This is a genomic window from Deltaproteobacteria bacterium (assembly GCA_019308905.1).
GTDB lineage: Bacteria > Desulfobacterota > BSN033 > WVXP01 > WVXP01 > JAFDHF01.
This window is the reverse complement of record JAFDHF010000048.1, coordinates 20,339-41,228: the sequence shown is the minus strand read 5'-3', so window position 1 is coordinate 41,228 and position 20,890 is coordinate 20,339. Positions and strand designations below refer to the sequence as shown.

The 20,890-nt window shown below is 55.3% G+C and carries 17 protein-coding genes; 6 read left to right on the top strand and 11 right to left on the bottom strand.

Going from position 1 to position 20,890, the window contains the following annotated elements; all coding sequences use genetic code 11:
* From JRJ26_14740 to JRJ26_14705, 8 genes are all read right to left on the bottom strand, one after another.
* The coding region (locus JRJ26_14740; GenBank protein MBW2058749.1) for a sigma-54-dependent Fis family transcriptional regulator at positions 1-877 on the bottom strand (877 nt) is incomplete at its 3' end.
* A gap of 29 nt (positions 878-906) precedes the next feature.
* Positions 907-2,565, bottom strand: coding sequence for a PAS domain S-box protein (locus JRJ26_14735; protein MBW2058748.1), 1,659 nt, complete (start codon positions 2,563-2,565; stop codon positions 907-909).
* Positions 2,566-2,585: 20 nt separating this feature from the next.
* Entirely contained in the window at positions 2,586-3,794 is a 1,209-nt protein-coding gene (locus JRJ26_14730; protein MBW2058747.1) for a type II secretion system F family protein, read from the bottom strand.
* 75 nt (positions 3,795-3,869) lie between these two features.
* The gene (locus tag JRJ26_14725; GenBank protein ID MBW2058746.1) at positions 3,870-4,973 is read right to left on the bottom strand and encodes a type IV pilus twitching motility protein PilT; all 1,104 of its coding nucleotides are present in this window, start codon (positions 4,971-4,973) and stop codon (positions 3,870-3,872) included.
* A 67-nt stretch (positions 4,974-5,040) separates the two neighbouring features.
* A complete protein-coding gene (pilB, locus tag JRJ26_14720; GenBank protein MBW2058745.1) occupies positions 5,041-6,840 on the bottom strand; it encodes a type IV-A pilus assembly ATPase PilB in 1,800 nt (599 codons plus the stop codon).
* Between the two features lie 293 nt (positions 6,841-7,133).
* Positions 7,134-7,658, bottom strand: a complete 525-nt coding sequence (locus JRJ26_14715) for a hypothetical protein (GenBank protein MBW2058744.1) — start codon at positions 7,656-7,658, stop codon at positions 7,134-7,136.
* Entirely contained in the window at positions 7,655-8,515 is an 861-nt protein-coding gene (locus JRJ26_14710) for a HAMP domain-containing protein (protein MBW2058743.1), read from the bottom strand. The genes JRJ26_14715 and JRJ26_14710 overlap by 4 nt, the downstream gene beginning before the upstream one ends.
* Positions 8,516-8,519: 4 nt before the next feature.
* On the bottom strand, positions 8,520-9,188 hold the full coding sequence (locus tag JRJ26_14705; protein ID MBW2058742.1) for a response regulator transcription factor: 669 nt from the start codon (positions 9,186-9,188) through the stop codon (positions 8,520-8,522).
* Positions 9,189-9,529: 341 nt separating this feature from the next.
* Here JRJ26_14705 and JRJ26_14700 point away from each other — a divergent pair, with 341 nt between their 5' ends.
* From JRJ26_14700 to lepB, 4 genes are all read left to right on the top strand, one after another.
* Positions 9,530-10,435, top strand: a complete 906-nt coding sequence (locus JRJ26_14700; GenBank protein ID MBW2058741.1) for an acyltransferase — start codon at positions 9,530-9,532, stop codon at positions 10,433-10,435.
* Between the two features lie 108 nt (positions 10,436-10,543).
* Entirely contained in the window at positions 10,544-12,232 is a 1,689-nt protein-coding gene (locus JRJ26_14695) for an arginine--tRNA ligase (protein MBW2058740.1), read from the top strand.
* A 15-nt stretch (positions 12,233-12,247) separates the two neighbouring features.
* Positions 12,248-12,964, top strand: a complete 717-nt coding sequence (locus tag JRJ26_14690; protein MBW2058739.1) for an SPOR domain-containing protein — start codon at positions 12,248-12,250, stop codon at positions 12,962-12,964.
* 61 nt (positions 12,965-13,025) lie between these two features.
* Positions 13,026-13,652 (top strand): signal peptidase I, encoded by a 627-nt coding sequence (gene lepB / locus JRJ26_14685; protein MBW2058738.1) that lies wholly within the window; start codon positions 13,026-13,028, stop codon positions 13,650-13,652.
* 38 nt (positions 13,653-13,690) lie between these two features.
* On the opposite strand, the gene JRJ26_14680 is transcribed toward lepB, so the two are convergent.
* Positions 13,691-14,653 carry a bifunctional riboflavin kinase/FAD synthetase gene (locus JRJ26_14680; GenBank protein MBW2058737.1) on the bottom strand — a complete coding sequence of 321 codons (963 nt, stop codon included), beginning with the start codon at positions 14,651-14,653 and terminating at the stop codon, positions 13,691-13,693.
* 293 nt (positions 14,654-14,946) lie between these two features.
* Here JRJ26_14680 and ychF point away from each other — a divergent pair, with 293 nt between their 5' ends.
* The gene (gene ychF, locus JRJ26_14675) at positions 14,947-16,038 is read left to right on the top strand and encodes a redox-regulated ATPase YchF (GenBank protein MBW2058736.1); all 1,092 of its coding nucleotides are present in this window, start codon (positions 14,947-14,949) and stop codon (positions 16,036-16,038) included.
* A 92-nt stretch (positions 16,039-16,130) separates the two neighbouring features.
* Entirely contained in the window at positions 16,131-18,047 is a 1,917-nt protein-coding gene (gene uvrC, locus JRJ26_14670; GenBank protein MBW2058735.1) for an excinuclease ABC subunit UvrC, read from the top strand.
* On the opposite strand, the gene JRJ26_14665 is transcribed toward uvrC, so the two are convergent.
* Both JRJ26_14665 and galE read right to left on the bottom strand, forming a co-directional pair.
* Positions 18,044-19,432, bottom strand: a complete 1,389-nt coding sequence (locus JRJ26_14665; protein MBW2058734.1) for an amidophosphoribosyltransferase — start codon at positions 19,430-19,432, stop codon at positions 18,044-18,046. The genes uvrC and JRJ26_14665 overlap by 4 nt on opposite strands.
* Positions 19,433-19,522: 90 nt before the next feature.
* Positions 19,523-20,503 (bottom strand): UDP-glucose 4-epimerase GalE, encoded by a 981-nt coding sequence (gene galE / locus JRJ26_14660; GenBank protein MBW2058733.1) that lies wholly within the window; start codon positions 20,501-20,503, stop codon positions 19,523-19,525.
* Between the last annotated feature and the right edge of the window lie 387 nt (positions 20,504-20,890).

Genomic DNA, 20,890 nt, shown 5'->3' with positions numbered 1-20,890 from the left:
GGACGGCTTCTTCTATGTCTTTATTGGTGGCGGAGATGATCCTAACGTCCACACGGATCGGCTCGGTGCCGCCCACTCTGGTAAACTCGCGATCCTGAATCACCCGGAGGAGCTTCACCTGCATGGCGAGGGGGAGCTCCCCGATCTCATCCAGGAAGATACTGCCCCCGTCGGCGGCTTCGAAAAGCCCTCGCTTGTTGGAGATGGCCCCCGTAAAGGCACCTTTCATGTGGCCGAAGAGCTCGCTTTCAAGAAGGTTCTCGGGGATGGCACCACAATTGAGAACCACGAGGGGCTGGTTCTTCCTGGGGCTGTTGTAATGGATGGCTTTTGCGACCAGTTCCTTGCCTGTTCCACTCTCGCCTGACAGGAGAATGTTGGTTTTCGTGGGAGCGACCTTCTTAATGAGGTCGAAAATGGCTCTCATCTTTTCACTTTTGCCGATGATCGTTCCCAGGCGGTATCTCTCTTCAACAACCTGCCTCAGAAGGGTGTTTTCGGCCTGGAGGGATCTGTTCTCCAGCGCCTTCTGAATCGTCATCTTGATTTCTTCGATCTTGAACGGCTTGGTGATGTAATCGTATGCACCCTGTTTCATGGCCTGTATGGCCGTATCGGTTGAGGCGTAAGCCGTGATCATCAAGACGACGGTCTCAGGGGAGATCTCCTTGAGATGGCCGAGAGTCGCTATACCGTCCATCTTTGCCATCCGTATGTCGAGAATGGCCAGATCGAAGAGCTCCTTCTCGGCCAGGGAAAGGGCTGTCTTGCCGTTGCTGGCCGTCCGGACGTCGTAGCCTTCCTTGGTGAGCATGATCTCCAGGAATTCCCTCATGCTCCTCTCGTCGTCTACTACCAGTATTTTTTGGTTTCTCATAGGGACCGCTCTCGAAGGTCTCCGTATCATCAGCTCCGGCCGATCTCGGGGAAAAAGACGGAGAAAGTCGTTCCCTTTCCAACTTCACTTTTCACCCGAATCCGGCCTCCGTGGGTCTCCACTATTCGATGGACGATGGCCAGACCGAGACCTGTTCCGGACTCTTTGGTCGTAAAAAAGGGCTCGAATATCTTACCGAGATTCTCTCTCTCTATTCCCTTCCCCGTGTCGGAGACGGAAAGCTTTGCGCTGCCGTCCTCCTTCTCGAGTTTTACCAGGAGGAGGCCGCCGTCTTTCATCTCCTGAACGGCGTTGAGCAACAGGTTCCAGAAGACCTGTTTCAGTTGATTGGAATCCCCGAGTACGCGAACCTGATGAGAGAAGACTCGGGAGACAGAGATATGCCCGTTGAACTTGGGAGAGTTCTTCAGCATCTGCAGGGTCTCGTCAACGAGATGGTTGAGAATGATGGGGACGAGTTCGCTTCTCGGAGGCTGTGCAAAGAGAAGAAAATCCGTGACCAGACGGTTGAGCCGTTCTGACTCACGGATAACAATATTCATAAGGTTCACGTTCTCTTCGGTAAGGTTGATATCCTCCTTGAGAACCTGGATTGATCCTGTCATGGAGGCCAAAGGGTTCCGGATCTCGTGGGCGAGACCTGCCGCCATCTGGCCGATGGAAACCATGCGATCGGTTCTCTTGATTTGCTCTTCCATCTCCTTGATTCGGGTTATGTCTTGAAATATCAGAATCGATCCCACCACGGCGCCGTTTATGTCTCTCAGGGAAGATCTGGAGAGGCCCAGGTGGATGTACTTGCCGTCGGGCCGCTTGAAGCCGATCTCTTCGCGCCTGGCGGTCTTTTCCCAGCCTGTCGATTCGCCGGAAGCCGTGGACGGGCAGACGGCCAGGAGATCGTCCAGGTATGAAGAGACCTGGGAGAACCGGTCTATCCCGAGAATCCGATAGGCAGTCCTGTTTAGAAAGGAGACCTTTCCGGACCGGTCCGTGGTGATCAGGCCGCTGTCGAGACTCTCGATGATATTCTGATGGAAGGCCTCGAGCTTCTCATAGTCGAGTTGTTTCTGCTTCAGCTCCCTGCCCTTGAGTCTGAGCTCCTCTCCGAGGTGGTTGACCAAGGCCGCTACAACCGCGAAAGCCAGCAGATAGAGGAAGACGCGGTAAAAAACATCCTGGCCGGTGTAAAAGAAGAATCCCGAGCCCGCGCTGGGACGTATCAGGCCGTAGTACTGCAACCCCAGGGTGGCGCTGTACAGAGCGCCGCTGACACCGGCGATCATGTATGTGCCCCGTTTGGAAAGAAGGAGCCCGGCACTGGTGATTGAGAAGATGTAAGCCAGGGGGAAGAGGCTCTCTATTCCACCGGTCAAGTAGACAAGGGCGGTGACAAAGACGGTGTCAAACAGGATCTGAGCATAGGCAAATCGATAGACATTGCGCGTCCTTCTGAGGACTAGGGCATAGATGATCGTCAAAGTGTAGGTGAGTCCGATGAGCAGGTAGAGCGAACTACTAGGGGTGATTATTGGAGTATTTTCGCTGCCTGCCTGGATCAGGGCCGAAGCGCCTAGAAGAAGGCTGACAATCAGGACCCTTGCCGCCATCAGGACTTTTAGCCTTCTGTGGATGACTGCCCGAGAAGGACCGTGGTTCTGAAGCTCCATGAGCTTCTCCCGACTTCTATCTATCCGATCGCCGAAGCCATGTTGAATATGGGGAGATACATGGCCACCACGATGGTACCGATGGTGCCTCCAAGAAAGATCATCAGAAAGGGTTCCAAGAGAGAGGTGAGAGTGGCGACCGTGGTGTCCACCTCATCGTCGTAGAAGTCGGCTATCTTGCCGAGCATCGTGTCCAAAGATCCAGTCGACTCTCCGACCGATATCATCTGCGTCACCATGGGGGGGAAGACGTCGGCCCGTGTCAAGGGTTCTGCAATCGTCTCGCCCTCACTGATACTGCTCCGAGCCCTCATAATGGCATCCTCGACGATCTGGTTTCCGGCTGTTTTTGCCACGATGTTCAGACTGTCGAGAATGGGTACCCCGCTGCTCACCAGGGTGCTCAGGGTGCGGGAAAATCGGGCAATGGCGATTTTCCGAAAAAGCATGCCGAACACAGGAACCTTCAAGAGAAGAGCGTCTATGTTTCTCCTTCCGGATCCCGTCTTGTGGTATCTACGAAGGCCGATGCCGAGAATGACCAACCCGGCCACCACGAAGATGAAGTAGCTTTTCAGAAGTCGGCTCATGGTGACTATGATCTGGGTGAGAAGGGGAAGGCTGTGGCCGGCCGAGAGAAACATCTTTTCAAAGACCGGGATCACGAAGATAAGCAGGATGGTCACGACGATGACCGCCACACCCACGATGGCGATGGGATAGACCAGAGCCGACTTCACCTTCTTTTTCAGGGCCACGGCCTTCTCGATGTAGTTTGACAGCCGGAGGAGAATATTATCGAGGATACCTCCCTCCTCGCCCGCGACGACGAGATTCACGTAGAGGTCGTTGAACACCTTCGGGTGGCGCCCCAGAGCGGCAGCAAAGGTGGATCCTGATTCCACGTCGTCCTTGATCGTGCTGAGGACCTGCTTAAAGCTCCTGTTCTCCTGCTGGGTGGCGAGTATGTCCAAGGATTGTACAAGGGGAAGGCCGGCATCGATCATGGTGGCAAGTTGGCGGGTGAAGACCGCGATGGCCTTCTCCGTGATCTTGCGACCGCCGAGGGAAAACTGGAGCTTTATCTCTTTTCCCTTTGAGAGAACCTTGGTGGGAATGATATTCTGTTGGCGGAGTTGGATCCTGAGAGCCGCTTCGCTTGCGGCTTCCAGCTCACCCCTCTTGATGGCTCCCCTCAGGGTTTTTCCTTCCCATTTGTAGACTGGCATGGGCGACATTCCTCCGATGATTGAAATTCAGAAGACCGGCAGTCGAAGACCTCCAAGCCCTGTTGTCAGGCACGGTTAGCGCATTCGACTCCGGACGGCGGTCCTTGATGTTGAGACCCCGATATTGGACAACATCTGTTTGAACTCCTCGATGTTGTAGCTCCTCTGCATGGCCTCGTTGAGGGAGACAAGCCCCTTCTGGTAAAGAGACAGGAGGGACTGGTTCATCGTCTGCATGCCGAACTTGGACTGGCCTACCTGCATTTGAGAGTAAATCTGGTGTACCTTGTCCTCGCGGATCAGGTTCCGGATCGCTGGGTTGGGAAGCATGATCTCCATGGCCAGGCATCGCCCGCCCGATATCTTGGGAAGCAACTGCTGGGTCAGGACCCCTTCCAGGACAAAGGACAGCTGAGCCCGAATCTGGGGTTGCTGATGGGGTGGAAATACGTCGATGATTCTATTGATCGTCTCAACGCAGGAGTTGGTATGGAGTGTGGCAAAGGTCAAATGGCCGGTCTCTGCGATGGTGAGGGCCGCTTGAATGGTCTCCAGGTCCCTCATCTCGCCGATGAGAATAATATCCGGATCCTGCCGAAGGATGTGTCTTAGGGCCTCGGCAAAACTCTGGGTGTCGGAGTTGACCTCTCTCTGGTTGATGATGCATTTCTTGTGGGTATGGAGATACTCGATCGGGTCCTCGATTGTGATGATATGGGCGGAGCGATCCTCGTTGATCTTCTGGATGATGGAGGCCAAGGTGGTCGACTTCCCGGTCCCGGTGGGGCCGGTGATGAGAATCAATCCCTTTGGTTTTGTCAGTAACTCGTTGATCAAAGGGGGGATGCCGAGTTTTTCGAAATCGAGAATCTCATAGGGTATCGTGCGGAACGCCCCGGCCACTGCCCCTCGCTGGACGAAGATGTTCCCGCGGAAACGACTCAGCCCCTTTATTCCAAAAGAGAAATCCAACTCGTTGTCTTCTTCGAACCGATGGCGCTGGGCATCTGTCAGCACGCTGTAGCAGAGTCTCTTGGTATCGGTGGCGGTGAGGGGTTCTGTGTTGAGCCTGACCAACTTCCCGTCGATCCTGATAACAGGAGGCGAACCCGTGGTTATGTGGAGGTCGGATGCCTTTTTCTCGATAAGCACCTCTAAGAGATTTTTCAGCTCTACCATTTCTCCTCCTCATCGTCCCCACTGTTCAGCACAAGGGAATCTGTTCGGCCTTGGATGGGTTTGCCGGCTAACGGTCATCCATGGTGGTCCGCAGGACTTCTTCGATAGTGGTCAATCCTTCCTTGATCTTAATGATCCCAGCCTGTCTCAGGCTCTTCATCCCCAGCGAGATCGCCTTCTTCTTCAGGTCGAAATTGGATGCCCTGGACAGCACCAGCTCCTTAAGTTCGTCGGTCACGGGCATTACCTCGTAGATGCCGATTCTTCCCTTGTAGCCTGTCCCGTTGCACATCTGGCAACCCTTACCTCGGAATACGCGAAATCCCTCGATCTCCTCGGGAGGTACGCCCAGGCCAGCCAGAACCTTGGGGCTGATCTCGACCTCTTCCTTACACTCACGACAGATCTTGCGAATCAGTCTCTGGGCCAGGATGAGGTTTACGGAGGAGGTGATAAGAAAGGGTTCGATCCCCATATCGATGAGCCGGCTGATTGTGCTCGGAGCATCGTTTGTATGCACCGTACTGAGCACCATATGGCCCGTGAGGGACGCCTGGATCGCGATCTGGGCGGTCTCAAAGTCACGGATCTCACCTACCATGATGATATCGGGATCCTGCCTGAGAAACGATCGTAACGCCGAGGCGAAGGTGAGGCCGATCTCCTCGTGCATCTGCACCTGGTTGATACCCATGAAATTGTATTCTATCGGGTCTTCCGCTGTCATGATGTTGTCTGTTTCTTTGTTCAGTTCCACGAGAGCAGAGTAAAGGGTTGTGGTCTTGCCGCTCCCTGTGGGCCCGGTTACGAGGACCATGCCGACCGGCTTGTGGAAGGCCTCCTGGAAGAGTCTGAGGCTTTCAGGGTCGAAGCCGAGTTTGGTCATATCGAGCTGGAGGGACGACTTATCCAGGATTCTCAGGACAACCTTTTCGCCGAAGATCGTCGGAATGACGGAGACACGGAAGTCCATCTCCCGGCCTTTGGCGAGCCGGAGTTTGATCCGGCCGTCTTGGGGAAGGCGCTTTTCGGCTATGTCCAGGCGGGCCATGATCTTCAGGCGTGAAGTTATGGCGTTCCGTATCTGGAGAGGAAGGCCCATGACTTTTCGAAGCACGCCGTCGGTACGGTATCGGACCCGGAATACCTTCTCGTAAGGTTCAAAGTGAATATCACTGGCCCCCACCTTGATCGCTCTGATAAGGATTCCATTAACCAGTTTGATGATGGGAGCATCGATATCCTCGATACTGACGTCCTCTTCTCCCGTTTCAACCACTTCGATGTTGTCCACGGCTCCATGGACGAGTTTGTCGAAGTCGCTCACATCGACGGTCTCCAGGGAATCATCAAAGGAACTCTCAAAGGATTCGGACTGGGTGTCTTCCAGGGTGTAATCCCTGGCATCCAGATTTGTGGCACCCATCCCGGCTATCTCTCCCCCTCCGCCATAGTGCTTTTTGATGGCCTGGACCAGATCCCTGTCGGTTGCCACCACGGGTTGCACATTGTAACCGGTGATGAACTTGATCTCGTCGATGACGACTATGTTGCTTGGATCCGACATGGCAACAATCAGTTTCGGGCCTATCCTCTTGACCGGGATGAGGAGATGCTTCTTCGCGATCGAAGAGGGGACAAGCTTGGTGGCCTTCTGGTCGATGTGGACCTGAGAGAGTTTGACGGATTCCACGTGGTAGTATTTGCCCAGGAAGGTTAAGAGGGTGTCCTCGTCAACATAGCCGAGTTTGATGAGGTTCGTCCCGATGCTCCCCCCTGTCACTCTCTGTTCGTCTAGGGCCCTTTTTACCTGATCTGGAGTCACCAGATTCGCCTTTATGAGGAGTTCACCCAGCCGTTTGGTCATCGCTATCCCCGGGGTTCAGTGAGATTAGAAACTGTGATTTTGCAAAATGAGTGCCACAAATGGTCACCCCCGACGCTCCAGGCCTGCGGCTTCTGCCCGGTCACGGCCTTTTCCGGGGCATCCGTGGGAACACATACAGGCAGATAGACGAAAAATCTCACATGCTACCAAGAGACTGACGGAATGAAAATCCCTCTGGACAAAGAGCCCGTTGCTCCCGGTCCCCTATTCCCTGTGGAGAAGGACGAGAAACAGGCAGTGAGCGGAGACTGACCAGGTCAGACCGGGGGCGATCAACTCATCGTGGGGAGCCTTACGGCAAAGGTGCTCCCCTTTCCCAACTCACTCTTGACCGATATGCTCCCGTTGTGCGCCTCGGCCACCCACTTGCAGATGCTCAAGCCGAGGCCGGTTCCGCCCTCATGGCGGGAACGGGCCTTGTCGACTCTGAAGAAACGGTCGAAGACATGGGGCAGTGCTTCCTGTGGGATGCCGATGCCGTGGTCCTTGACGGTGATCAGGGCGAAGCCGTCATCTTCTTCCAAGGCGATATCGATTCGGCTCCCCTCTGGGGAGTACTTGATCCCGTTCTCAACAAGGTTGAGCATCATGGATTTCAAGCGGAGAGGATCTGCCAGAGCATAGATGCTTCGGTTCTTATGAAAGGAGACGTGGATAGACTTGGCGGTGGCGAGAAGCTGGGACTGGGCCTGGATTTCGGAGAGAAAATGAGAAAGGTCGATCATGGATTTTGTAAGGGGAACCTCTCCATTGTCGGCATGGGAGAGCAAAAGGAGGTCATCCACTATCTTTGTCATGTTATTGATCTCCTCCAGTATTCATCATTCTTCCTCTCCCTGCGCAAGGCGACTTCGATTTCCCCTTTCAGAACCGTCAGGGGAGTCTTGAGTTCATGAGAGGCATCTGCGCTGAACTGACGCATCTGTTTGAAAGAACGGTCAAGGCGGGAGATCATCTCATTGAAGGTTTCAGCGAGACGGCCGATCTCGTCCTTGCCTTTCTTGATTCGGATTCTCCTGTTGAGGTTATGGGATGTGATAGCCCTGGCCGTGTTGGTCACCTCCTCCACCGGCCTGAGGGCCCTGTTCGCCAGGAAATTTCCACCGAGGCTTGCCACTGCCAGAGCCGAAGGAATCGTAATCGAAAGGATGAGAAGGAGGGTATGTAGGGCTTTCTCCATGTCTTCGAGGGAACTGGCCACCTGGACGATATTGGTGACGCGATGCCCTGCAACGATCGGAACGGTCACGATCCGGATGGGAGAGGTGCCTATGGTGCGATTAGTCTCGAAGGTCACCCTTCCCCTGGACGCGTTTCTCAAGGCTCGGATGGAAATGGGAAGCTGAAACCTTCCGAGATTGCCCGATTTCAGGCCGATCCGTCCTGTCGTGTCCAAAACCTGGATGAACTTGCCGGTGGGTCTCATGCCGGTCGCCTCTTCCACGATTCGATCCAGGTTAACCCCGTACTTGGCATAGGGACTCGAGTAGGAGGAGGCGACAAAGTCGGCTATGGTCTTGATCTTTGCATCCATGTAATGATGGAGGCTCCGGGAAAGGGTGAGATAGAGAAACCCGCTGAAAGAACAGAGGATAACTCCCAGGATCGCTACATACCAAAGGGTAAGACGAAACCGAATGCTCTGGAAGTTCACCTTCTTACTCCTTCATCATGTAGCCGACGCCTCGAATCGTGTGGATCAGCTTCACATCGAACCCTCGATCGATCTTCTTTCTGAGGAAGTTGACGTAGACGTCGACTACATTGGTATCCGTGTCGAAATGGTAGTCCCACACATGCTCGGATATCATGGTGCGCGTAAGCACTCTGTTTGGATTCCTCATGAAGTACTCGAGGAGGGCATACTCTTTTGCCGTCAACGGGATCTTCTTGCCGCCGCGGGTGACCTCATGGGTCAGCGGGGAGAGCCTCAGGTCTGAGAGCTGAAGAACAGGCGTCTTTGCTTCCCTGTCGCGCCGGAGAAGGGCACGGATCCGCGCCAGAAGTTCACTGAAGGCAAAGGGCTTGGTGAGGTAGTCGTCCCCCCCCGCATCGAGGCCCTCCACGATACTCTCCACCGAATCCTTGGCCGTCAACAGGAGGATAGGGACCGAGTTGGAACCCTTCCTTATCTGCTTCAAAACGGTCATGCCGTCGACTCTCGGAAGCATGATGTCGAGGAGGATGAGGTCATAATCGTTCACCTCTACCATGTAGAGGGCTTCCTCGCCGTCATAGGCGAGGTCCACGGCATAATACTCTTCCTCCAATCCTTTTTTTAGAAAGCTGGCGACCTTTCTCTCGTCCTCCACGACAAGAAGTCGCATCGATGCACCACCCGAGCCCCTGTGGGATTCCAGCAATCATTATACTGAGGTGGAGCAAAAAGGCAAGGGGGCCCGGGCTCAAGGGGGTCTCCGCCTTCCGAGGCGGATGTCCTAACGTCTCTCGATCTATAAGGGTGTTCCTCGGCTGTCGAACAAGAGCTTTCCCCAGAACGGGAGGCAGTCTCGCCGCCCCGAGCCTTGACAGCCCAGTTGGGCTCTGCTAGAATTTTTTTTCTGTTTTGACGCTGGGTTTGGCTCCCCGGGGCCTTTCCAGAGTCGACGAGCCCGACGCGGATAGGTGAGGATTCGGCCGTACCGATTCAGTGTGGCAGGGGGTGTTTGTGATCAAGGTGGCGGGGATTCAGATGGCTTGCAGTGAAGACAAGGAGAGAAACGTTGAAAAGGCCTTCAGGCTGGCATGTCTCGCTGCAGACCGCGGGGCCAGAATCATCTGCTTTCAGGAACTCTTTCACACCCACTGGTTTCCGAAGGAGATAGACAGGGAAAGCTTCGACCTCGCCGAACCCTTTGACGGACCCACCGTCGAAGCGATCAGGCCCCTGGCAAGGGACAAGGATGTGGTCTTGATCTGCCCGATTTTTGAGAAGGACTCTGAGGGAGGCTTCTACAACTCGGCCACAGTGATCGATGCCGGAGGCGAGATCGCCGGTGTTTACCGGAAGGTCCATGTTCCCCAGATCCCCCTGTGGGAGGAGAGGTCATATTTCGCTCCGGGCAACACGGGGCTAACCGTTTTCCCCACGTCCCACGGTAGAATCGGTATCCAGATATGCTGGGATAACTTCTTTCCTGAAGGGACGAGATGCCTCGCCTTGAAGGGCGCTCAGATTGTATTTTCGCCGACGGCGGCGGCCTTTGCCTCGCAGGACCGGTGGCAGACCATGATTCGTGCCAATGCCCTGGCAAACGGTGTCTACATTATGAGGGTGAACCGCGTGGGAAGCGAAAAGAGACAGGACTTTTACGGTCAGAGCTTCTGTGTAGGGCCGGACGGAGAGGTCGTCGCCGGTCCCAGCGGGATGAAAGAGGGGATCGTATTTGCGGATGTGGATTTCAGCGAGATCGGCCGGTACCGCAAGGAGTATCCCTTCCTCTCCGATCGCCGGCCAACCACTTACAGGGATATCTGCGACCCTGCCCTGCCGCTTCCCCAGACTTCCCAAGAGATTGAGAGACAGGAAATTGCCGGGCAAGGGGGGTCTCCTTCTATGCTCAGGCGTCACTGAAAATGCCCGTGGGGGGAAGATCACGGGTTTGCGGGGCGGTCCCTTGTGTTCCCCGGAGGGCCTGGTGGCAGGTTGGGGGGAGAGAATCCCCGACTTACTGGAAAAGGGATGACCGTCAAAGAAGCGCTCAAAGATATTCTCGCCTCGGCTGCTGAGAGAGCCATGAAAGGGGAGGGCATCCCGGGAGGAGAGATTCCCCGGGTCTCCCTGGAGATCCCGAGAATCAGGGATCACGGGGATTACGCAACCAATATTGCAATGGTTCTCGCTTCCCGTGGCGGTCGACCTCCCAGGGTCGTGGCCCAAGCCATAGTAGAGAACATCGTCGATTCTGAGGGTTTGATAGATCGGGTGGAGGTTGCGGGGCCGGGGTTCATAAACCTCTTTGTTCGGAAGGACGCTTGGGTTCGCCTCCTCGGCATGATTGAGCAGGAGGGACGGAGCTACGGCAAAAGCGAAATAGGGCAGAGAAGGCGGATACAGGTGGAGTTTGTCAGTGCCAATCCAACCGGACCTCTTCATGTAGGCCACGGACGGGGTGCAGTGACGGGAGACGTGCTGGCCCGCCTTCTGAAAGCCGTGGGGTACAGGGTCTCGAAGGAGTATTACATAAATGACGTGGGAAGCCAGATAGAGAATCTAGGGAGATCCGTATTGGCCAGGTACAGGCAGGTTCTCGGACAGGACGTCTCCTTTGAGAGCCGGTGGTACCAGGGGGAATACGTCGTCGACATTGCCAGGGAGATTGCAAGGAACAGAGGCGGGGATCTCCTCGAGTGGGAAGAGAAGGAGGCTCTCCGGTTTTGCACGTCTTTTGCGGTCTCCCGGATCATGGAGGGCATCCGGGGAGATCTCAGGGATTTCGGGGTTCGCTTTCAGAACTGGTTCAGCGAGGGAAGGCTCTATGCCAAGAGGCTGGTAACCCGGGCCATCGAGCATCTCAGAAGGAGGGGGTTGGTCTACGAGAGAGAGGGTGCAACCTGGTTCGCCAGCAGCCGCTATGGAGATGAGAAGGACCGTGTTCTAATAAAGGCCGACGGGTCCACCACATATTTCGCCTCAGACATTGCATACCACTGGGACAAGTATCGGAGAGGGTTCGACACGGTCATAAACGTCTGGGGAGCTGACCATCACGGCTACATCCCAAGGATGAAGGCGGCCGTCCAGGCCTTGGGGAGAAGGGAAGAGGATCTCAAGATCGTGCTGGTCCGGTTGGTCAACCTGTTGATCGAGGGCAAACCTCTTGCCATGTCTACCAGGGCGGGACAGTTTACGACCCTCCGGGAGGTGTTGGATGAAGTGGGTCCGGATGCTTCCCGCTTCTTTTTCCTCATGAGGAGGTCTGACAGCCCTTTGGATTTTGATCTCGCCCTGGCCAAGAGGAAAGAGAGCGATAACCCGGTCTACTATGTTCAGTATGCCCATGCCAGGATAGCGAGCGTCTTGAGAGAGGCCCGGAGGCGGGGCATCCCGATCCCATCCTTTGGAGAGATCCAGATCGGGAGGCTCACTCTCCCTGAAGAGTTGGAACTCATAAAGACCCTGTCTGCCTTTCCTGAGATCGTGGAGGGAAGTGCTCTTTCCCTGGAACCCCACAGGCTGTGTTTCTACGCCCAGGAAGTGGCAAGCCTTTTCCACTCATACTACAACTTGGGGAGCAGGAACAGGGCCCTGAGAATCATCGGCGATGACGAGGAGACCACAAAGGCACGGCTTTTTCTGGCAAGGGCAACCCGCATCGTTTTGGGAAACAACCTCAGACTCCTTGGGGTATCAGCCCCAAACCGCATGTAGGAGAGTCTGCGGGTAATGGTCCGAGATCTGAAGAGATATGGGCAACAGAAGGAGGAAAGGGGAGGGCCGGCGGGCTGGTCGATTCTCGCCGTATCCCATATGGCTATTTTCGTCATAGGTACACTGTTGGGATACTGGATCGGCCAACACTTTACCGCAGCCACGACCTCGAGGGGGGAGCCTTCGCTCTCTGCTAAAGCGGAGGAGAGGGTAGTCCCTGAGGCTGTGGTCAGGGAGGGGGAGAGAGGCGAGGAAGGCGGAACCGGTGTAGAGGGGCCGAAATCAGAGGCTCGCCCGGATAAGGAGGAGGCACGGTTTACCTTTTATGAATCACTTCCCAGAGCGGCTCTGCCCGGCACGGAGGGAACGAGGGATTTCAAGGAAGAGGGAAAGACTCCTCCACCAAGAGAGAGATCGTCTGTACCACGCGAGGCAGCGTCCGAGTCCCGGCCGGCAGGGCCGGCCCGCAAGCCTACACCTCTGGTCTACTATGTCCAGGTAGCCTCCTTCCGAGAGGAAGCAAGAGCGGAAAGACTCCGGAAACATCTCAGGGCAAAGGGGTTTGCTGCTGAGGTTGTCTCTGCCGTCGTTCTGGACAAGGGAATCTGGTACAGGGTGCGCTTGGGGCCTTTTGGGAACAGAGAAGAAGCAAGAAAAAGGGTGAAGGCCATAGCGGCGAGTGAGGGGCTCAAGCCTATTGTTCTGTCTGAAAGAGCGAAGATGAAGCGGTGAGAGACGCAGCACGCCGTGCCCCAGGCCGGAAAAGTCGCCGACAGAGGAGTGAGAGAACACCATGGTGCAAAGAGCAAAACCACAGAAGAGTCAACTGAGAGAATGGACCGAAGCGATCGTTGTCGCCTTCTTGATAGCTATGTTCATCAGGACTTTCGTGGTCCAGGCCTTCAAGATCCCATCCAGCTCCATGGTGCCCACCCTCCAGGTGGGAGATCACATCCTGGTTTGGAAGTTTATCTATGGCATAAAGATCCCCTTCGTCGACAAGAAGCTCTTCGTGAGATGCCCGAACAGGGGCGATGTCATCGTCTTCATCTATCCCAAGGACAAGAGCAAAGACTTCATCAAGCGGGTCATAGGACTGCCTGGAGAAAAGATCCAGATCGTGGGAAAGGAGATCCTCATAAATGATAAACCCCTGGAAGACCCATGGGGTAGATATTCGAAAAACCATGTGAATACGGCCTCGGTAAGGGATAACTACGGCCCCGAGGTTGTTCCACCTGGTTCCCTATTCGTCATGGGAGATAACCGGGACAACAGCCAGGACAGTCGGTACTGGGGATTCGTCGGTTTGAACGCCGTGAAGGGTCGTGCCTTTGTCATCTATTTTTCATGGGACAAAACCTCTCCCACCCTGGTGGGGAAGATCCGGTGGCGCAGGTTCGGCCATCTGATAAGATAGGGGAACAGAGAGGTGTGGAAGGGCGCGCTTTGTTGGGATCAATCGGTGGTGAGATTCTTCTCTTCCCAGGGAAACCTCTCCGAAGCGAGAATTCTCCGTGCCTGATCCATGTCCCTCTGAATTTGCTCTACCAAGGCCTCGGGGCTGTTGAAAGCCCTCTCGCTGCGGATCCTTTCGATAAACGCCACCTGGATATCCTTGCCGTAGATGTCCTGATGGAAGTCGAAGATATGAACCTCGAGTGAGAATCGATCTCCTCCAAAGGTGGGGTTCATTCCCACATTTGCGACTCCCCCGTAGGTCTGGTCCTCAACCAGCACTCTCACCGCATAGACACCGTTCTTCGGGTAGAGTTCGTTCAGGATCTCCACGTTGGCCGTGGGCACGCCAAGCAGCCTTCCCCTAGCCGTGCCCCAGATCACCTTCCCGAGAACCATGTAGTAACGACCAAGAAAACGGGCCACTTCGGCCACTTCGCCCTGCTGGATGAGGCCTCGAATCACCGAGCTGCTGACGATCCGGCCCCCTATCCGAACGGGTCCCACCACTATGACCTGGAAACCGAATTCTCGGCCGTAGCGTCTCAGGTCTTCCACGGTCCCCTGCCTCCTGAACCCGAAGCAGTAATTGTAGCCCACCACGATCTTCCGGATGCCGATTCGGTCTACAAGGACGGATTCGACAAACTCCCTGGCTCCGATGGCCGAGAATCGCCTTGTAAAGGTTGCACAGATAACCACGTCTACGCCGAGGCCCTCGATAAGCATCAGCTTCTTCTTGAAAGGCGTTATCAGAGGGGGGCAGTCGGGTCCTCGCAGCACCTTTAAGGGGTGGGGTTCGAAGGTGAAAACCAGAGATTCTCCTCCGATCTTGCCCGCTTCCCCTCTTGTACGTTCGAGAATTAGCTGGTGACCCAGATGGACACCGTCGAAGTTGCCCAGGGCTGCAACGGGATTTCGAAAGGACCGCCTGATCCTTTCGACGCCGAGTATGATCTCCATGGCTGTCCGGATCGATCGTCTTGTACTATTGCATCGAGCAGCCAGTAAATATAATGGCTGGCCACGGGAGAGTCAAGCCAGGGGGCCCTGCCCCACGCAGGATCGCCGGGCTGTTCCGGCAATTGGACCCTTGGGAAAGTGCGTGCTATAATTGGCTAAGGAAGATATGCTGGGAGGCAAGTAGTTGGAAAAGCATTGGAAATCGGTTTTGCTTTCGCTCCAAGAAAGGATCTCCTCTCTGCACGTTGGTCCTGTCGGGGTGTTTCCGGCTCTGATTTAACAGGAGAATTGTCATGGGTTTCACCTGTGGGATCGTAGGGCTTCCTAACGTTGGGAAATCGACCATATTCAACGCGTTGACAGCGGCGGGTGCGGAAGTGGCGAGCTATCCCTTCTGCACGATCGAACCGAACATCGGAATCGTGAGTGTCCCTGACAGGCGGTTGTCCCTTATCGCTGATATTATCAAACCCAGGAAAGTAACACCTACTCAACTCGAGTTTCGAGACATAGCAGGCCTGGTCAAGAATGCAAGTAAGGGGGAAGGTTTGGGCAATCAGTTTCTCGGGCACATAAGAAGCGTAGACGCCATTGCCCATGTAGTGCGGTGCTTCAAAGGCGAAGACATCGCCCATTCAAGCGGATCCGTGGATCCTCCCCATGATGTCGATATCGTAAACACGGAGCTGATCCTTGCGGATCTCGAGAGCCTTGAGAAGAGGATGGCCAAGGTTGAGAGACTCCTCAGGACCGGAAACAGGGAGATGGCCGAGAGGCTGGAAGTCTACCGGAAGATCCATGAAGAATTGAACTCGGGGAGAATGGCCAGGAGCTTGGCATTCCAAGGAGACGCCCTGAGGATACTCGAGGAGCTGCAGCTTTTGACGGCAAAGCCGATGTTCTACGTGGCCAATGTGGAGGAGGAGGCGGGGGATGGGGATTCATACGTCAAGGCCCTGGTCGAGAAGGCCGGGAGAGAGGGTATCCCCGTCGTTTCGATCTGTGGCAGCCTGGAAGCCGAGATCGCCCAACTTCCCGAGTCTGAAAGAGATGCCTTCAAGAGGGATTTCGGTATTGATCAGTCGGGTCTGGAGAGACTGATTCAGGTCGGTTACCAGGTGCTCGGGCTGGTGACCTTCTTTACTACTGTGAGTTCTGAATTGAGGGCGTGGACCGTCCCCAGAGGAACAGAGGCCCCGGCTGCGGCTGGCAGGATCCATTCGGACATGGAAAGGGGGTTCATAAGGGCAGAGGTAATCTCTTTTGATGATTTCCTGGAGTGTCGTTCCGAGCAGGCCGCCCGCGAGAGGGGACTGCTCAGGTCAGAGGGGCGCGACTACATCGTCCAGGACGGAGACGTAATCCATTTCAGATTCAATGTCTAGCTCGGAAATGGGTCTCGGCCTTGCCGCCCGCCAGCTTGATCCGGCATGGGTACCGGGTGGCGGGATGTGTCCGAATTGCAGGTACTTTGGAAATGTTTGACGAGGAGAGAATCAAGAACCTTCCAAGTCGGCCGGGTGTTTACCTTATGAAAGACAAGACCGGGAAGGTCCTTTACGTGGGTAAGGCGAAGAATCTCAGCCAGCGGGTGAGATCGTACTTTACCGGATCCGGAGACTCCAGGTTTCTTGTTAGGTTTTTTGTCTCCAAGATTGAGGATGTCGACTGGCTGGTGACGGATACGGAGAAAGAGGCCCTTATCCTGGAGAACAACCTGATAAAGAAGCACAAGCCCCGGTACAATGTCAATCTGAAGGACGACAAGACATACTACAATCTGAAGCTGGACGTTCAGAATCCTTTCCCAAGGCTGATGCTGACCAGGAGGGTACGAAATGATGGAGCCCGTTACTTTGGTCCATTTTCCTCGAGCAAGGCGGTGAGGCAGACCCTGAGCTTTGTCCAGAAGCACTTCCAGTTGCGTCGATGTAACAACAGCAGTTTCAGAAACCGGAGCCGGCCCTGTCTGTATTACCAGATGGGCCAGTGTCTGGGAGTCTGTGTGGGACTCGCAGATCAGGAGCTGTACCGGGAAAGAGTGAAAGAGGCGATCCTTTTTCTGGAGGGGAAGAATCGGCAACTCATCGAGATTCTGAAAAAGAGGATGGACTCTGCTTCCGAGAACCTTCTTTTCGAGGAGGCTGCACGCCTGCGAAACCAGATCCGCTCGATCGAGCAGACCGTAGAAAAGCAGAAGGTGGTCTCCTTCAGGCCCCTGGATCAGGATGTGATTACCTCCTACCGCGAGGGGGGACTCGTGGAGATCCATGTCATTTTTGTTCGCCAGGGAAAGCTCGTGGAGGGTCAGTCCTTTTCCTTGCGACCCCCTGAATTGGCGGATTCGGAGATCCTCTCCTCCTTTGTGAAGCAGTTCTATGCCGGGGGGAGGCTCATCCCCCAACAGATCCTCCTCCCCCTGGAGATCGAAGATTCCGGTGCCATAGCCGAATGGCTCACCGAGGAGAAGGGGAGCAAGGTGACGGTTATGGTACCCAAGCGCGGGCTCGGCCGTCAACTGCTGAAGATGGGACAGGAAAACGCCCGGATATCCTTCTCTGCCAAGCAGAGACAGGAAGAGAACATGGAGGCAGCGCTGGAAGAGCTCAGGGAGTGGCTTCGTCTTGGTCGCCCCCCAAGGCGGATCGAGTGCTTTGACATATCCAACATAATGGGCACCTCTGCCACGGGATCCATGGTGGTATTCCAGGATGGTCAGCCCGACAAGTCCAAGTACCGCCGTTTCAGGATCAAGACCCTTTCCCAGCCAGACGATTACGGGATGATGTACGAGGTCCTGATGCGTCGATACTCCAGGGCGCTCAGGGAGGGCGAACTGCCCGATCTGGTCATGGTCGATGGGGGAAAGGGCCATCTTCAGGTGGTCCTGGAGATGTTCAAGGATCTGGCTATCAATGGGGTAGACGCCGTCGCCCTGGCGAAGACCAGACGTCGCGAGATGCGTCCCAAGCTGGGGGACGGGTCAGGAGAGAAGGTGTACATTCCTCGGGTCAAGCAACCGGTCCACATGCCCAAGCACAGGGCAGCGACTTTGTTGCTTCAGAGGATCAGGGACGAGTCCCATCGATTCGCCATCTCCTATCACAAGAAGCTCCGGAAGAGGCGGGATCTCGGTTCGGTGCTCGATGAGATACCAGGGGTCGGGAAGGTGCGAAAACAGCGGCTCCTGATGCACTTCAAGTCGCTCGGGCAGATCAAGAGGGCCTCGGTAGAGGATCTCCAAAGTGCCACCGGTATCGATCGCGGTACTACCGAACGGGTCCGCCGATTTCTCCACGGTGCAGATGCATCAGCCGAGGACGAGAGAGAACCTGCATGCGATTCCGACCGGGCTCCGACTCCCATGGGGCCTGGTTTGAAAGGAGGGTTCTAGAAGAGGGCCAGTTGAGGATCTTCCTGACGGAACAGAACCGGCACCGGATAGTCCCCGGTAAAACAGGCGTAGCAGAATCGGTGGCTGTTCTCTCCCACACACTCCTTGAGTCCTTCCAGACTCAGGTAGCCCAGGGAATCGGCGGTGAGGTAGGTGCCCACTTCGTCCACCGTGTGGGTAGATGCGATGAGTTCTTCTCTCAGAGGCGTATCGATGCCATAGAAACAGGGGTGTGTGATGGGGGGAGAGCTGATCCTGGTATGGACCGTCTTTGCCCCGGCATTCCTTACCATTTTCACGATTTTTCTCCCTGTAGTGGCTCTAACGATCGAGTCATCCACGAGAATTACCCTTTTGCCCCTGATAATGTCCCTCACTGCGTTGAGCTTGATCTTCACTCCGAAATGGCGGATCGACTGCTCGGGTTCGATGAATGTCCGGCCGATATAGTGATTCCTGATCAATCCCATCTCCAGGGGGATTCCGGATTGCTGAGCATAACCGATTGTGGCGGGAAAACCTGAATCCGGAATAGGAACCACAAGGTCGGCTTCTGCAGGATGTTCTCTGGCCAACTGTCTGCCCAGCGCCAATCTCACCGAGTAGACGTTCCGGCCGAAGACGACCGAGTCGGGTCGGGCAAAATAGATGAACTCAAATACACAGAGTGAATTGGTGGTCCTCTCAAAGGGGCTTATCGATTCGAGTCCCTTGTCGTCGATGACAAGAACCTCGCCCGGTTCGATTTCTCGCACGTACTCGCCGCCGATCAGATCAAAGGCGCATGTTTCCGAGGCGACGACCCAGGCTTCTTCCAATCTTCCGAGAACCAGTGGCCTGAACCCGTGGGGGTCGCGAACCGCGATCAACTGGTCGTCGCTGAGAAAGACCAGACTGTAGGCTCCCTCCAGTCTTTGGAGGGCCGCCGCAACCCGGTCGGCCAGCGAGGGCTGGCGAGCCTGGGCGATGAGATGTACGATCACCTCCGTGTCCATGGTCGATTGGAAGATCGACCCATAGGCCTCGAGTTCGTCCCTTATCCGTCTGGCGTTTGTGAGATTGCCGTTGTGGGCGACGGCAAGACCGCCCCTGGCGTAGTCCACCACAAAGGGTTGCGCGTTTTTCACATGACTGCCACCGGCCGTCGAATATCGCACGTGACCGATTGCCGCCCTGCCCGGGAGTTCCTTGATTATTTCCCTTGTAAAGACCTCTGAGACAAGGCCCATGCCCCGGTGGTAATGGAGGCCCTTTCCGTCTGACGAGACTATTCCGGCACTTTCCTGGCCGCGGTGCTGCAGTGAATAGAGACCGAGGTATGTCAGGTTCGACGCCTCTGGATGTCCGTATATTCCGAAAACGCCACACTTCTCACCTGGTTGCATCTCCGTCCTCACTTCAATGTCCGGGGCGTGGGAGGTCTTGGTAGCCCCTGGAGGGAAGATCGGGCTCCACTCCGTTAATCTGCGAATTGTCTAGCGGTCGGCATATCCGTTCGGATGGGTGGAGTGCCAGGCCCAGGCTGTCCGGATGATCTCTTCGAGCCGGGGAAACCGAACGCGCCATCCCAGATCCTTCTTTATGCGCTCGCAACTTGCCACCAGAACTGCGGGATCCCCAGGCCTCCGCTCCGACCTGATCCAGGGGATATCTTTACCAGTGATGCTCCTGGCCGTATTTATAACCTCCATGACAGAGTACCCCGTCCCGTTGCCGAGGTTGTAAACCGTGCTTCGGAGTCCGCCTTGGAGTGCCTCAAGGGCAAGGATATGGGCATCTGCCAGATCTTCGACGTGTACATAATCACGAATGCAGGTTCCGTCCGGAGTGGGGTAGTCGGTTCCAAAAACCCTGAGAATGGCCTTCTGGTTCAGAGCAGCTCTCAGAACCAGTGGAATCAGGTGGGTTTCCTGGCGGTGGTCCTCCCCCATGTCGCCTTCTCTATCAGCACCTGCAGCGTTGAAATACCTGAGAGAGACGTAACGCAGCCCATAGGCTCTTCTGCACTTCTCAAGAATCCTCTCGTAGTAGAGTTTGGTCTCTCCATAGACGTTGGTCGGATAAGGAGTAGTTCCTTCATCTATGGGTACCGAGGAAGGCTCGCCGTACACGGCAGCCGAAGAAGAAAACACCATAACCCTAACCCCCGCCTCTAACATGGCGGCGAGGAGATTCAAGCCATTGCTCACGTTGTTCTGGAAATACTTCAAAGGGGCTCGTTCGGACTCTCCAACAAGACAGTATGCGGCCATGTGGATCACAGAATCGATCCCATAGCGGCGCAGGCATCGGTAGGTCCCATTGCGATCCGCCAGATCCCCACGGACGAGTTGAGCATCTAGGACTGCAGACCTGTGACCCTCCTCCAGGCTGTCATAGACTATGGGCTCGTGTCCAGTACGCAAAAGGGCCCTCACGATGAAGCTTCCCACATAGCCGGCCCCCCCCGTAACCATGATTCGAGACACCCTTGTCCTCCCCTGTCCCTGGAACTGTTGCCAGTATAATCGCCCACTCCCAACCTGTCAATGAGACGGCCCGGGGGAGTTCCCCATCTCATGGCGAACAAGCCTCTCGATCGGTTGTTGAAAAAGTGGAGACATTGTGTTAAACACTCTTTGGTAGAGGAGATGGATTTTCTCGGTTTCCTTGGAGAATTGGGCATTTGAGATCATCACCCTGGAGGAATGGCGTATTTTTTGCTAAGGAGAGTCCTGGAAGTCTCGTTTTCATCACGAAGGAAGGGATTACCTGAGTCTCACAGGCCCTTTCCCGGCTTTGTCTCACGGGCCGAAAGGGCTGCCGGTTGTCGTTGTCCTTTTTACCTTCGCAGGTTTCCTTCA

Coding starts and splice junctions, on each gene's coding strand:
- JRJ26_14735 (MBW2058748.1), bottom strand. CDS start 2,565: ATGGAGCTTCAGAACCACGGTCCTTCTCGGGCAGTCATCCACAGAAGG.
- JRJ26_14730 (MBW2058747.1), bottom strand. CDS start 3,794: ATGCCAGTCTACAAATGGGAAGGAAAAACCCTGAGGGGAGCCATCAAG.
- JRJ26_14725 (MBW2058746.1), bottom strand. CDS start 4,973: ATGGTAGAGCTGAAAAATCTCTTAGAGGTGCTTATCGAGAAAAAGGCA.
- pilB (MBW2058745.1), bottom strand. CDS start 6,840: ATGACCAAACGGCTGGGTGAACTCCTCATAAAGGCGAATCTGGTGACT.
- JRJ26_14715 (MBW2058744.1), bottom strand. CDS start 7,658: ATGACAAAGATAGTGGATGACCTCCTTTTGCTCTCCCATGCCGACAAT.
- JRJ26_14705 (MBW2058742.1), bottom strand. CDS start 9,188: ATGCGACTTCTTGTCGTGGAGGACGAGAGAAAGGTCGCCAGCTTTCTA.
- JRJ26_14695 (MBW2058740.1), top strand. CDS start 10,544: ATGACCGTCAAAGAAGCGCTCAAAGATATTCTCGCCTCGGCTGCTGAG.
- JRJ26_14690 (MBW2058739.1), top strand. CDS start 12,248: ATGGTCCGAGATCTGAAGAGATATGGGCAACAGAAGGAGGAAAGGGGA.
- lepB (MBW2058738.1), top strand. CDS start 13,026: ATGGTGCAAAGAGCAAAACCACAGAAGAGTCAACTGAGAGAATGGACC.
- JRJ26_14680 (MBW2058737.1), bottom strand. CDS start 14,653: ATGGAGATCATACTCGGCGTCGAAAGGATCAGGCGGTCCTTTCGAAAT.
- ychF (MBW2058736.1), top strand. CDS start 14,947: ATGGGTTTCACCTGTGGGATCGTAGGGCTTCCTAACGTTGGGAAATCG.
- uvrC (MBW2058735.1), top strand. CDS start 16,131: ATGTTTGACGAGGAGAGAATCAAGAACCTTCCAAGTCGGCCGGGTGTT.
- JRJ26_14665 (MBW2058734.1), bottom strand. CDS start 19,432: ATGCAACCAGGTGAGAAGTGTGGCGTTTTCGGAATATACGGACATCCA.
- galE (MBW2058733.1), bottom strand. CDS start 20,503: ATGGTTACGGGGGGGGCCGGCTATGTGGGAAGCTTCATCGTGAGGGCC.